This window comes from Arthrobacter sp. UYCu712 (assembly GCF_040547005.1).
Classification (GTDB): Bacteria; Actinomycetota; Actinomycetes; order Actinomycetales; family Micrococcaceae; genus Arthrobacter.
In genome coordinates this window covers 71,935-83,993 of record NZ_JBEPOZ010000008.1, presented here as the reverse complement: position 1 = coordinate 83,993, position 12,059 = coordinate 71,935, and the positions used below count along the sequence as shown (strand labels likewise).

The following is a 12,059-nucleotide window of genomic DNA, read 5'->3' as shown; positions in this document are numbered from 1 at the left end:
CGGTTCGTGCAACGGCGTCATCAACATGCAGACCGGCGAATGCCGCTGCTCCTGAAGGAAGGCAAAACAATGGTCGAAATCCTGTGGGAAGAACCGCCTGTCCGCCTACTCAAGCGCGACGAACATTACGACAGCATAATCACCGAACTGAAGAACAACCCCGGCCGCTGGGCCTGTGTCAACAAAGAGTGGAAATCCTCGAGCATCCCCCCGGCGTTCAAGCGCGCCGGGTGCGAAGGAACGGCGCGTCGTAATAAGGACGGAAAAACGTTCAGCGTCTACGTCCGGTACCCCGAAGGGGCAGCCAAAGAGGCCGCCCTCGCCACTGACAAGGCCAAAGTCCGGCAAGCAGTCAAGTCCGGAACGGCACTGACTCCCCCGCCTCGGGCGCCCAAGGGTCCGGCAACCGCCGTCAACGTGAAGCCTGCCAACGATTTCGGCCTCGCAGCCTTCCGAGCAGGACGGGACGAACGGGGAATCCCTGCCGAAGGCAAGCGCTAGACCCGGGTGCCGGCCGAATAGCCGGCACCACATGGGGCCGATAGGAAACCCACCCGCCGAAACCAATCCCCCCATGAGGGAGTAGGCGATCGGGGCCCGGTTCGAATCCGGGCGGCCCCCCGAACACCCGTGACGGCGAAGGAGCCAGATCAATGCACTCCTACTGCACCAGGTGCGGCCACTTCCACGGCCGCGACGGCAGCTGGTCCAAGTGCATCGCGGTCACGAGAACCGAAGCAGGCGGCGCCAAGCGATGCGCATGTTCCGGCCCCAACCACACCAACTAGAAGAGGAACCGATGATCCTGGACGTCAACACCCTGGACTTCCGCCAGGCGCTGCAGGCGGTGATCCCTCACGCAGACACGGACGCGAAGCTGCCGGGCCTCCGGGCGGTGGCCTTCACCGCCACCCCCAACAACCTGTACGTCTCCGCCACGAACCGCGTGAGCATCGCCCTCGCGATCGCCAGCGTGTGGGAGTCCACCGGGCTCACCGGCAGCATCGCCGATGACGCCTTCGACCTTGACCTGGACGTTGCCAAGGAACTGCTCCAGCTGTTCCGCTCCGGCAGCAGCCAGCCGGACGACGAAATCGGCCAGGCACTCCGGATCCACGTAGAGGACGACAAACTGACCTTCACAGACATCTCTGGCCTGTTTCCCGGCAAGCTGTTCCAGATCCCCCGCTCCGAGAACGAGGCGCTCGCACGCAACCTGATCCCCACCCTGATCGGGTCCATCCTCGCCGAGAAGTGCGTCCCTCCTCGCCTTGCGACGAACGCCCGGTTCCTGAAGACCTTCGCCGCGGCCGGCTCCGCGTACGGCGAGCCCCTCCTGATCGAGCCCACCGGCAGTGACAGCTCCATCGTCATCAGCTGCGGACCGTCGTTCCTCGGACTGCTGATGCCCGTCAGCTCGGCCGACGACACAAAGCTCGCCGCTAACCTCAAAGAGTGGCGGGAAGGCTGGATCGACCGCCTCCCCGAGATCATCGACATCGAACCCAAGACCGCCGCGGACCTCCTCAAGCGCGGCCGCGGCTTCCACTCCGGATCCGAGTCCGGCCCGGTTGTCATCAACGCCTCCGACCCGGACGCCCTCACCCGCGACCTTTCGAAAGAAGTCCACAGCATCTTCGAAGACGCCGCACTCCTCGAGCAGGCCGCCGAGCTCATCATCAACACCCAGTTCGGATCGACGTCCATGCTGCAGCGCAAACTCCGCATCGGCTTCGCGAACGCCGGCAAGATCATGAAGCGCCTCGAAACCGCGGGCATCGTCGGACCCTCCATCGGCTCCCACGCCCGCGACGTGAAGTTCAAACCCGAGCAGCTCCAGGAAGCCCTCGACGCACTCGGAGACTCCGAATGAGCACCGACCCACGCGTCGAAGCCGTGGCCCGCGTCATCGGCGCCTACGGGACCTCGGAAAAGGTCAGCGCCGAATTCATGGGCTACGCAACGGAGGCGCTCGCCGCTGCCGACGCCGTTGACCCTCTCCGCCGGCCCGGACACGTTCTGGAGATTCGGCCTACCTCGTACGGTATCCAGCACCCGCCTGAATGCCGCCCGCACCTCCTGGACTGTCCGCTGGAAATGCTCATGTCGGAGGAAGAGAAGGCCCCAGCGCTCCCCGGAAGGTACCCGGCGGAAGTAATCGACGCCGAGCTGGTCCTCGGACCAAGGATCGAGGAATCGTGAAAGCCCTCACCGTCAAAAACCCCTGGGCGTGGTCCATCATCAACGCCGGCAAGGACGTAGAGAACCGTTCCAAGCCAACCAGCTACCGCGGCCAGCTCTATATCCACGCCGCCAAGACCCTCGCAGACGATGAAGCCTTCCACTTCACTCTCTTTGCAAACGCATTGCAGGACGCGGCTCTGCACGTCCGGCACACTATCGACAAGCTCGGATACGTCCTCGGAACCGTCGACGTCGTCGGCTGCCACCACTCCGCTGACTGCATGAAACGACCCGTCGGCGGCCAAGGCGAATGGATCTGCTCGCAATGGGCGCAGCGCGGCTCCTACCACTGGGAGCTCGCCAATCCCCGACCGCTGGCCTGCCCCTTCCCTGAGACCGGCAAGCTCGGTCTCTGGAATCTCGCAGAGACCCCGTGAGCAGCCAACCCGAAACAGAAGGAGCATCATGAACCACTACCCCGGCATCGACGTTGAGCAGATCGCCCACGTCTGTCACGAGGCCAACCGCGCATTGCAGGTCACCCAGGGAGACCCCGCCGTGTCACCGCACTTCATGGAGGCGGCCCAATGGCAGGTCGACTCGGCGTTTGAAGGAGTGGAACAGGCGCTCGCCGGCTCGTCCCCCGAGGAACTTCACGAGTCTTGGACTAAGTCGAAAATCCAGGACGGCTGGTGTTACGGCCAGGCGAAGGACGCAGCCAAGAAGACGCATCCCTGCGTCGTGCCCTACTCCGAACTTCCGGCCGAGCAGCGGCTCAAGGACCTCGTCTTCCACGCCGTCGTCGGCGCGTTCGCACAGCACCACGAAGGTGAGGCGAAGTGAAGTGCTTCTACGACACCGAATTCCACGACGACGGCAACACGATCGACCTCATCAGCATCGCCATCGTCGCTGAGGACGGCCGCGAGTATTACGCCGTCAACGCAGACGCCGACTGGGCTCGGATCGCCGAGCACCAGTGGCTCATGTGGAACGTCGTACCCCAGCTTCCACCGATGCAGGACTGGAAGCCCAAAGTACAGATCCGGGACGAGGTGGCAGCATTCCTGCTGCACGATGGGCACCCGGAGCTGTGGGCAGACTACGCGGCCTACGACCACGTGGCCCTGGCTCAGCTCTTCGGCACAATGCTGCACTTCCCTACCGGGATCCCGATGTACACCAACGACCTCCGCTCCCTCCTCCGCTGGTATGGAATCGAGGCGCTGCCGTCCCAGAAGTCGGGTCTCCACGATGCGCTGGAAGACGCCCGTCACCTGAGGGCGAGCTTCGAGTATGTAATGCAGTTGGCTGGCCGGATCCGCGTTGTCATGGGCAGCCCTGAGATCTCTGTCGAGAAGCTGGCTGACTCGCGCCTGTTCGTTGTCCCGGATCCCGACCACGATATTCAGAAGGCCAAAGCCCGGGCGCTCGACGAGGCGGCCGACGTTCTCCGGGCCCGGATTCGCGAGATCGACCAGGAACGAACCGGCTCGTGGGCCAGGAACGATCTGGTGATCGTGGAAAAGGTCATCCGCTCCCGCGCCGAGGCAACCCGGCGCGAAGCATGAACGGGGGCGCGCACGTCGCCCCTCGCCCGGAGATCCCAGAACCCATGAAGTGCCCCAGGCGCGGACTATGACCCCGTCAACCACGACCGACCGACCAAAACCTCCGGCGCTCGCCGATCTCAACCGGAAACGGAGCAGCACCAATGACACCAGGAAGAGTCCAGCGGAAGCGGACGAAGGGCTGGCGCATGCCCGAGAACACCGCTTACGTCGGCCGCGGCTCTAAGTGGGGCAACCTGTACCACTCCCACGGCGACCCCGGCGAAGCCGTACGCCTGTTCAGCGACATGCTGCAAAGAGCGCCCCTCGACGATCAGGGCCGCAGCATCGACATCACGATCCGTGCTGAGCTGGCTGGCAAGAACCTCGCGTGCTGGTGCCCGCTCGACAAAGCCTGCCACGCCGACCTCCTCCTGGAGCTGGCCAACAAGGCTGCCGACGATATGGGCGGTGCCTGACCCTTGTTCTTCCAGATCGATGACCAGTTCCACGTCAATCAGAAAGCAAAGACACTCGCCCGCAAAGCCCTCATGAACGACATCCGGGGCCTCGCCAGTCTCGGCCTGTGGACCATGGCCGGTTCGATGTGCCAAGCCGCACTCACCGACGGTGTCACGACAGTCGAAGACCTTGTATCGATCACGCTGAACCACGGCGCCGCTGTTGAGCTCGCAGACCACCTGGTCTCCGCAGGACTCTGGCACGCACCGGGACACAGCTGCGAACGATGCCCGAGGGTTGACGCTGGCACGTACCTCTACCACGACTGGTTCTCCCTCGGCTATGACACCGCCGCCCAGGTGAAGACCACCCGAGGGAAGCGCAAAGAACTCAAGGATCCTGTCATCATCGCCGCCGTCTGGGCGCGTGACTGCATCGACGACCCGGCGAACCCCGCCGTCGGTCTCTGCCGTTACTGCCAGAAGGAAGTGCGACGCCAGGACCGGAAGTCCGAGATCCGCCCCGAGATGGACCACGTAGTACCCAACCTGTACTGCGGCCCCCGCAACATCGTCCTCGCCTGCCTCGCATGCAACCGCAAGAAGGGCGCACGCACACCCGAGCAGGCCGGAATGACCTTGAACCCCGCACCGCGCTCGCAGGAGCCCGCTGAAGCCTCCGAGGACGTATCGCCCGCAACTGCGGCCGCTGACACGTCCCAGGCAGCAGCAGGAGCCGCTGATGCGCTGCAGGAGCAGATCAGGCCGGCAGATCAGACTGATATCCGGACCGAACCAACTGTGATATCAGACGAAAAAGGTATCCCCGCGGGCGCGCGTACGGGCACGCGTCCGGGTAGGGCAGGGCAGGGCAGGGTGACCGAAGGGTTAAGAGAAGGGGTTACGCCTGCTGAACCCGCTACCAAACCCTCACGCAGAAGACGACGGGGCAAAGGAAAACCACAAATCCCTGCTGCCCCTGGGCAGCAGGAACCTGCTCCCTCTTCCAATCACGACGCAGGAGAAGCTCCTCCCGTCAACGCTCCGGGTCGCTTCGGCTCACCCTGGCATGGCTGGACTGGCAAGCCGTCCACCGTCACAGAAACCACCTGCACCGAACACCAGCAAGAGCAGCCCTGCCGTCACTGCCAGGAGGACCGCAAGCCTTGAACGACAACAAGCCACTGACCCTCGACGCCGCTGTCAGCCTGTTGACTAGAAACACCCCTCAATCGGTCAAGACCGAAGACGCCGAGGGGAGTCCCGTGACCACCTTCAAGATGTGGCCATCCCTGCTCGGCCAGCTCCGGGCAGCGTTCCAGCCCAGCATGGGGGCAGGGTCCGGCGGTGGTTCCGGACGGCCTGCTCCCCTGGCCCTCAATGCCTTCGACCTCATGCGCCGAATCGAAAGCGTCAGCACGCATCAGTACTGGACTCTCGGTGGGACCAGCCGGCTTGACGCCACATCGCTGGAGAAGAGGATCTGGTTCTGGGCAACCAAGGCGCTGGCGACGCCGGCGGCCGAGAAGGAAGCCACTCAGATGATCACCGGATGGTGCATGGACATAGAGGCCCTGTTCAATCCGGAGCACCGGATCGAGCTGAGGGGCAAGTGCCCGGAATGCGGCTGGGCGTACTACCTCGTGGAGGAAGAGGGCGAGATCATCCGGAAGCGGACGCTGACTGCTGTTCCTCACGAGCGTGGGACTTTCGCATCCTGCGGCTATTGCAAGGCGTCCTGGTCGGGATACCGGCTCCACGACCTGGCCGACCATGTGACACGCGTGAGCTGAGTGGTAGTTGTTAATCCCCGGGGACTCTGGATAGACTGTGGGTGCGCGGGATAGTTGTCCCCAAAACACTTCAAGCAAAGGCCCTGCTGGTCAAACCGGCTGGGCCTTTGTTGTATCCGCCCAACATCGGAGGCGCCATGTGCCACGAGCGATGAAGAAGCCTTGCCCCGTGCCTGGTTGTCCGCAGTTGGTCAGCTCCGGCAAGTGCGAGGAGCACCGGAGGGCGGCTGATCAGCATCGGGGTACGGCGGCCGAGCGCGGATACACAAGCGTCGGACACTTCAGATTCCGTGAAGAGGTCTTGGCACGAGACCCGATCTGTGTCATGTGTATGCGGAGACCGTCTCAAGAAGCCGACCATTTCCCAGTCTCGCGAAAGGGACTGATAACGCTCGGCCTGAACCCTGACGATCCCAAACGGGGCCGCGGACTGTGCAAGCCGTGTCACTCGGCCGAAACAGCGAAACATCAGCCCGGAGGCTGGAATCGACCTCAATGAGAGGCCGTTTCACCCCTAGAAACCGGGGTCAAAGGGGGAGGGGGTACCCCCATTGACCCCCTCCCAATTAGCCACCGGGCAGGGAAACTCACACACCCGCAGGTTAGACCTTTTTGATCAGGGGGTACCCCAATGTCTGGTCCAATTGGCCGCCCGGCGCTCGCTGTTGTGCGTGATGGGAACCCCGGGCACCGTCCGGTTCTCGAATCCGCGACCGTGCCGCCGGCCGATTTTCCTGAGCCGGACTGGACCAAGGAACTGCCCGAGTCGAAGGCGCCCAGGAAGCCTGTTCCTCCGGAGCGCGACGAGGAAGAGTCCATCGAGCACTTCGTGCAGCGCGAGTACCGCTTCGAGAAGAAGCTCGAAGATTACGAGCTCCGCCGGCAGGCCATCAACGGCACCCGGTTCGTCAAGCGCCGCGCAGCGCAGGAATGGGCACGCGTAGTCCCCGTGCTCCAAAACTCCATCGGTCTGGGCAACCCCGACTACTCAGTGGTGGTGGACATGTGCATCTGCGTCGCCCGCCTCGAATGGTGCGAGCACGAACTCTCCCGCGAGGGCCTGATCGTGATGGGCCAGCGTGGCCCGTGCAAGAACCCGATGACAACCATCGCCGGGCAGTACCGGACGCAGCTCAAGACCTACATCCGGGAGCTGGGCCTGTCTCCATCGGCCCGCACCGGGCTGCCGTCCCGCCCCGACGGCGGAGACGATGACGACCCATTCGACTAGCAAGTGAGGCACCCCATGACCCAGCAGCCAAGCGTCGGACGCATCGTCCACTACCACTCCTACGGCACCCCTGGCGGCGAGTTCCGCCCCGAAGCTCGTGCGGCCATCATCACCGCCGTTCACTGGAGCGACACGGCCGACGGTGAGGACTGGCAGGGCATCGAGCAGGGAGTCGAACAGCCGGACAGCGAGATCCGCGAAGCACCGGACTACATCGACTCGATCTCCCTCGCTGTACTCAATCCCACCGGGATGTTCTTCAACGAGAACGTCCCCTTCAGTGACGTTCCCGCTCCCGGGCATTGGTCGTGGCCACCGCGCACGTGACCTGCCGCGCTGGCCCGATAGCGGACCCAGCGCACCCCAGGAGGTCTGATGCTCGCGGACTTCGACCCCGCCCGGCTGCCAGCCCCGTACGAGGCGCTGGTCGAGCTTGGCATGACCCACGAGCAGATCGTCGACGCAGCGTGCAAGGAACCGCTCGTCGTGGCCAACCAGGCCGACCAGCGCGCGGGCTCGTGGTTCGACGTTGACCGTGCCCGCAAAGCACTGCGGGCCCTTGGGACCTTCAAGCACTCCAAAGGCCGCTGGGCCGGCACCCGGCTGCGCCTGGGCGAAGGGCTGGACCCCTGGCAGGTTGTCTGGGTAATGGCGCCGGTCTTTGGCTGGGTGTACCACGACGCCGAGATTGACAGGGTTGTCCGGGTCATCCGGACCGTCTGGATCGAGATCCCCCGAAAGAACGGCAAATCCACCTTCGCGTCGGGGATCTCCGGCGTCCTTCTGCTCGCCGACGGCGAGATGGGCGCCGAGGTGTACAACGCGGCTGGCTCCGCGCTGCAGGCCGGCCGCGTCTTCGAAGACGCCAAGCACATGCTGATGACCTCGCCGGCCGCCAGGAAGCGCATCGAGCCGCTTAAGGAGGTCGTTCGGGTACCGAAGACCGCAGGCATCCTCCGTGTTCTCTCCCGCGTCGCTGAGACCGCCCACGGCCTGAACGTCTCCGGGGCCACCATCGATGAGATCCACACTCTCCGTCTCCAGCGGAAGCTCATCGAGGCCATCGAGACGGGCGTCGGCGCCCGCGACCAGCCCCTCATCGTGTTCATCACGACGGCGGATGAGGCCGAAGAGGGTACGCCGTACGACGAGAAGCACCTCTACACCCGCAACATCGCCAACGGCATCGTCTTCGATCCGTCGTTCTACGGCGTGATCTGGGCCGCCGGCCCGGACGACGACCCCTTCGCGGAGTCCACCTGGTACAAGGCCAACCCCGGACTGGGCAAGTCCCCGACGCTCGCTTACATGCGCAGCCAAGCGGAGAAGGCCAAGTCCTCCCCCACCACGCTCCCTTCCTTCCTTCAGCTCTCCCTGAACCGGCGCTCGCCGTCGCAGATGCGTTGGGTGGACATGGACAAGTGGAACGCCCTGCGGATCGCCACACGGACCCCCCTCCGGGGCCGGAGGGCATGGGGCGGCCTCGACCTGTCCGCCACTTCTGACCTCACGGCCTGGTCCGTCTGGGTGGAGTCCAACCGGCCCGGCTTCGAGCTGGATCTCTTCACCCGGATCTGGGTCCCGGCAGAACGCGTCATCGACCTGCAGAAGCAGCTGCAGATCCCGCTGCAGGACTGGATCGACCGCGGCTATGTCACGGCCACCGAAGGCGACGTCATCGACTACACCGCGGTGAAGGCCGCGGTGATCGGCGACTGCCACCACTTCGACATGCAGCGCGTCTCCTACGACCGGATGTTCGCCGGCCAGCTCGTCCAGGAATTGGACGAGGACCTGAAGGGCATCGAGATCACGCCCGTGGCCCAGACCTTCTACGGGCTCTCCCCCGCGGCCAAGGAAATGGAACGTCTGTGGCGCTCCAAGACCATGGGCTGGGACGGAAACCCCGCCATGAAGTGGATGGCCTCCGTCGTCGAGGTCAAAACCGACGACCTGGACAACATCCGCCCGGTGAAGCCGAACCGCAAGAAGTCCAGCACCCGAATCGACGGCTTCCAGGCCGCCGTGACGGGCATGGACGGCATTGTCCGCAGCTCTCTGAGAGAGCGCACATCCGTGGTTCACACGGGATCCAGCACGAAACGGAGGTGACCGAGTGGACCTGATCCAAGCGAAGGCCAAAACCGAGCAGCTCAGCCGCGAACTCCAGGCACGCCGCCCGCAAATCGCCAAGCGCATCAAGTACTTCAAGGGCGAGTCGGGCAAGCTCCATTTCGCCTCCGACAAATTCGCCGAGTACTTCGAAAAGCAGTACGCCGGATTCTCGGATAACTGGTGCATGCCGGTTGCCCAGGCGCCGGCGGAACGTATGAACTTTCTGGGGATCCGCCCGTACGGCCGCTCCACGGGTGTTGACCGGGATCTGGAGCGCGCCTGGCTGAGCAACGACGGCGACGCCGGCTCCTCCGAAGCGTTCCTGCTGTTCGGTGTGGCTTCCCGGTCCTACTCGCTGGTGCACCCTGCCAGCGGCCCGGACGGGATCCCGCGGCTGACGTGGGAGCACCCGGAATCGGCCATCGTGGACGCCGACCCGGCCACCGGGCTTGACCGGTTCGGCCTCGTCGTTTGGGCCGACGACAAGATGGACTACGCCACCCTGTACACCCCGGACCAGGTCTTCAAGTTCAAGAAGGAGACCTCGCAGGACCGGCACGAGCGCGAGGGCCAGGCCGTCGATCTGGCAGCAGGCTGGATGCTTCGCGACGAAAAGATCGAAGTCGAGGTCAATCCCCTCGGAGAAGTCCCCCTGTCGGAACTGCGGAACCAGACGCTGCTCGATGATGAACCGATCTCCGACATCGACGGCGTCGGTGCGCTGCAGGACTCTGTCAACCTGATCTGGGCATACCTGTTGAATGCCCTTGACCAGGCTTCACTCCCAGCCCGGGTCGTCACCGGCGCGGAGCTGCCAAAGGTGCCGATCCTCGCCTCGGACGGCAGCATCGCCGGCTATCGCGACGTCGAGCTCGACGAGCTGATGAAAGAACGCATCCTCTGGATCCCCGGCAAAGAGGCCAAGATCGAGGAGTGGACGGCTGCATCCCTCGACGTGTTCTCAAAGGTCATCGGCCAGCTGGTCGAGCACATTGCAGCCCAGACCCGGACGCCGCCGCACTACCTGGTGGCCAAGATGGTCAACACGGCGGCCGAGTCCCTGAACATCGCCGAGGCTGGCCTGGTCTCCAAGACCAGCGAACGGATCACGTACGCCGGTCGCGGGATAAAGAAGACCAAACGGCTCATGGCCAAGGCCATGGGCGCCGACGCCAGGCGGATCACCGCCATCAACGCCGGAAAGCTCATCTGGGCCAACGTGCAGTACCGGTCCGACTCCCAGATGGCCGACGTGGCCGTGAAGTTCCGAGGTGCCGGCTTCCCGATGGAGTACATCGCGGAGAAGATCCTGGTGGATCCGGCCGAGGTCTCCCGCGTCATGAAGATGATCAAGGCAGAACAGGCGGCCGATCCGCTGCGCGCTGCACAGCGGGCCATGCAGCAGGGAATGTAGGATGCCGTCCCCGCTTGACCTGGCAAACGTCCACTACGAGCACGGCAAGGCCCTCCAGGCCTCGGCAGCCGGGACGCTGCTGGGGCTTTGGAGGGGCGTTGACCGCCGAAGCATCCTCGCGTCGTGGTCCGAGATGCTCCCGGAGGCGGTGGCCGTTGTCACCGCCTCCCAACTCGACGCGGCAACTGACGGCTCGGCCTACATGAGCGTGGCGCTGGCGGCCCAGTCCCTGGATACCTACGGCCCACCCGTGGCGCCGCAGGCTTTCGCTGGGATCGCCTACCCGCTGGGGGAGACTGCCGAGGTCTTTGACCTCAGCGCCACGTTCATGGCTCCAGCGTTCACGGCCCTCACCGGGATCCGGGGCGGGCTGACGCTGGACCGGGCCATGGGCGGCGGTTTGAACGATCTCATGCTCCGCACACAGATGCAGATCTCGGATGCAGCGAGGAGCGCCGGGAGCGTGGCCATGGCAACGCGGTCCAAGCCGGCAGGGTACGTGCGGATGCTGAACCCGCCCTCGTGCTCGCGGTGCGCGCTGCTCGCCGGCAAATGGTTCCGGTGGAACGCAGGCTTCCTGCGTCACCCTGGCTGCGACTGCCGGCACATCCCCTCGGCCGAGGCGATGGCGGATGACATGACCACTGACCCGTTCGAGTACTTCCGCTCACTGCCCCCGCCGGAACAGGACCGGATCTTCACCAAGGCGGGTGCCGAGGCCATTAGAGATGGCTCGGACATCTACCAGGTCGTCAACGCACGCCGTGGCATGTCCTATGCCGGGACGTCCGCCGATGGCTCCAAGCGAGGCCAGAAGGCCGCCGGCTCCTTCACATCGGCCGGCACGACCCGGCGCGGCAACTTCCGTACCAACACTGAGGCAGGCGCCCGCACGAAGGGCAAGCGACTCACTCCCGATGCAATCTACGCGCTCAACGGCTCCGACCGTGCCGCTGCGCTTCGGGACCTTGAAAGGTATGGCTACATTCTTCCCGCCGGACAGGCCCCCAGGGGGTCCATTCGCGGGGATGTCGAGGGCTTCGGAGCCCTCGGGCGTGGAGGCGAGATTGTCGGGGCCCGCCGGGCCGTCGCCGATGCCCGCCTCTCCGGCTCCAGAAGCCCGACGTCCCGCTACACGATGACCGAGGCGGAGCGCAGGGTGTTCGACTCCAAACTCTCGCTGGACGCTGCCAAGGCCGGCCGAAATCCATTCGGCAAGGGGCCCATCCAGTCGGGCCAGCTGGAGCTCGCGCAGAAGAACCATGACCGCTGGCTCGCGTCAAGCGGTCAGATCTTCACCAAGTAGGACAC

The 12,059-nt window shown here is 64.7% G+C and carries 14 protein-coding genes; all 14 read left to right on the top strand.

Features of this window, described 5'->3' with window-relative positions; all coding sequences use genetic code 11:
• The first annotated feature begins 69 nt into the window (after nucleotides 1-69).
• On the top strand, nucleotides 70-501 hold the full coding sequence (locus ABIB51_RS10210) for a hypothetical protein (RefSeq protein WP_354187834.1): 432 nt from the start codon (nucleotides 70-72) through the stop codon (nucleotides 499-501).
• 298 nt (nucleotides 502-799) lie between these two features.
• Nucleotides 800-1,873, top strand: a complete 1,074-nt coding sequence (locus tag ABIB51_RS23200; RefSeq protein ID WP_502916109.1) for a DNA translocase FtsK — start codon at nucleotides 800-802, stop codon at nucleotides 1,871-1,873.
• Entirely contained in the window at nucleotides 1,870-2,202 is a 333-nt protein-coding gene (locus tag ABIB51_RS10200; protein WP_354187833.1) for a hypothetical protein, read from the top strand. Before ABIB51_RS23200 ends, ABIB51_RS10200 begins: the two co-directional genes overlap by 4 nt.
• Complete coding sequence (locus ABIB51_RS10195) at nucleotides 2,199-2,621, top strand: ASCH domain-containing protein (RefSeq protein ID WP_354187832.1); 423 nt, start codon at nucleotides 2,199-2,201, stop codon at nucleotides 2,619-2,621. The genes ABIB51_RS10200 and ABIB51_RS10195 overlap by 4 nt, the downstream gene beginning before the upstream one ends.
• Nucleotides 2,622-2,649: 28 nt before the next feature.
• A complete protein-coding gene (locus tag ABIB51_RS10190) occupies nucleotides 2,650-3,027 on the top strand; it encodes a RyR domain-containing protein (RefSeq protein ID WP_354187831.1) in 378 nt (125 codons plus the stop codon).
• Nucleotides 3,024-3,755, top strand: coding sequence for a 3'-5' exoribonuclease domain-containing protein (locus ABIB51_RS10185; RefSeq protein WP_354187830.1), 732 nt, complete (start codon nucleotides 3,024-3,026; stop codon nucleotides 3,753-3,755). Before ABIB51_RS10190 ends, ABIB51_RS10185 begins: the two co-directional genes overlap by 4 nt.
• 143 nt (nucleotides 3,756-3,898) lie before the next feature.
• Complete coding sequence (locus ABIB51_RS10180; RefSeq protein ID WP_354187829.1) at nucleotides 3,899-4,213, top strand: DUF4326 domain-containing protein; 315 nt, start codon at nucleotides 3,899-3,901, stop codon at nucleotides 4,211-4,213.
• A gap of 3 nt (nucleotides 4,214-4,216) precedes the next feature.
• Entirely contained in the window at nucleotides 4,217-5,365 is a 1,149-nt protein-coding gene (locus ABIB51_RS10175; protein WP_354187828.1) for an HNH endonuclease, read from the top strand.
• Complete coding sequence (locus tag ABIB51_RS10170; protein ID WP_354187827.1) at nucleotides 5,362-5,988, top strand: DUF7341 domain-containing protein; 627 nt, start codon at nucleotides 5,362-5,364, stop codon at nucleotides 5,986-5,988. The genes ABIB51_RS10175 and ABIB51_RS10170 overlap by 4 nt, the downstream gene beginning before the upstream one ends.
• Nucleotides 5,989-6,619: 631 nt before the next feature.
• Nucleotides 6,620-7,219, top strand: coding sequence for a phage terminase small subunit P27 family (locus ABIB51_RS10165; RefSeq protein WP_354187826.1), 600 nt, complete (start codon nucleotides 6,620-6,622; stop codon nucleotides 7,217-7,219).
• Nucleotides 7,220-7,234: 15 nt separating this feature from the next.
• Nucleotides 7,235-7,546, top strand: a complete 312-nt coding sequence (locus ABIB51_RS10160) for a hypothetical protein (RefSeq protein WP_354187825.1) — start codon at nucleotides 7,235-7,237, stop codon at nucleotides 7,544-7,546.
• A 48-nt stretch (nucleotides 7,547-7,594) separates the two neighbouring features.
• Complete coding sequence (locus ABIB51_RS10155; protein WP_354187824.1) at nucleotides 7,595-9,331, top strand: terminase large subunit; 1,737 nt, start codon at nucleotides 7,595-7,597, stop codon at nucleotides 9,329-9,331.
• A 4-nt stretch (nucleotides 9,332-9,335) separates the two neighbouring features.
• On the top strand, nucleotides 9,336-10,748 hold the full coding sequence (locus ABIB51_RS10150) for a phage portal protein (RefSeq protein WP_354187823.1): 1,413 nt from the start codon (nucleotides 9,336-9,338) through the stop codon (nucleotides 10,746-10,748).
• A gap of 1 nt (nucleotide 10,749) precedes the next feature.
• On the top strand, nucleotides 10,750-12,054 hold the full coding sequence (locus ABIB51_RS10145) for a hypothetical protein (protein WP_354187822.1): 1,305 nt from the start codon (nucleotides 10,750-10,752) through the stop codon (nucleotides 12,052-12,054).
• Nucleotides 12,055-12,059 lie beyond the last annotated feature (5 nt).

What these genes read in the sequence shown, in the direction of transcription:
- ABIB51_RS10160 (WP_354187825.1), top strand. Translation starts at nt 7,235, where the DNA reads ATGACCCAGCAGCCAAGCGTCGGACGCATCGTCCACTACCACTCCTAC.
- ABIB51_RS10190 (WP_354187831.1), top strand. Translation starts at nt 2,650, where the DNA reads ATGAACCACTACCCCGGCATCGACGTTGAGCAGATCGCCCACGTCTGT.
- ABIB51_RS23200 (WP_502916109.1), top strand. Translation starts at nt 800, where the DNA reads ATGATCCTGGACGTCAACACCCTGGACTTCCGCCAGGCGCTGCAGGCG.
- ABIB51_RS10165 (WP_354187826.1), top strand. Translation starts at nt 6,620, where the DNA reads ATGTCTGGTCCAATTGGCCGCCCGGCGCTCGCTGTTGTGCGTGATGGG.
- ABIB51_RS10145 (WP_354187822.1), top strand. Translation starts at nt 10,750, where the DNA reads ATGCCGTCCCCGCTTGACCTGGCAAACGTCCACTACGAGCACGGCAAG.
- ABIB51_RS10200 (WP_354187833.1), top strand. Translation starts at nt 1,870, where the DNA reads ATGAGCACCGACCCACGCGTCGAAGCCGTGGCCCGCGTCATCGGCGCC.
- ABIB51_RS10210 (WP_354187834.1), top strand. Translation starts at nt 70, where the DNA reads ATGGTCGAAATCCTGTGGGAAGAACCGCCTGTCCGCCTACTCAAGCGC.
- ABIB51_RS10155 (WP_354187824.1), top strand. Translation starts at nt 7,595, where the DNA reads ATGCTCGCGGACTTCGACCCCGCCCGGCTGCCAGCCCCGTACGAGGCG.
- ABIB51_RS10180 (WP_354187829.1), top strand. Translation starts at nt 3,899, where the DNA reads ATGACACCAGGAAGAGTCCAGCGGAAGCGGACGAAGGGCTGGCGCATG.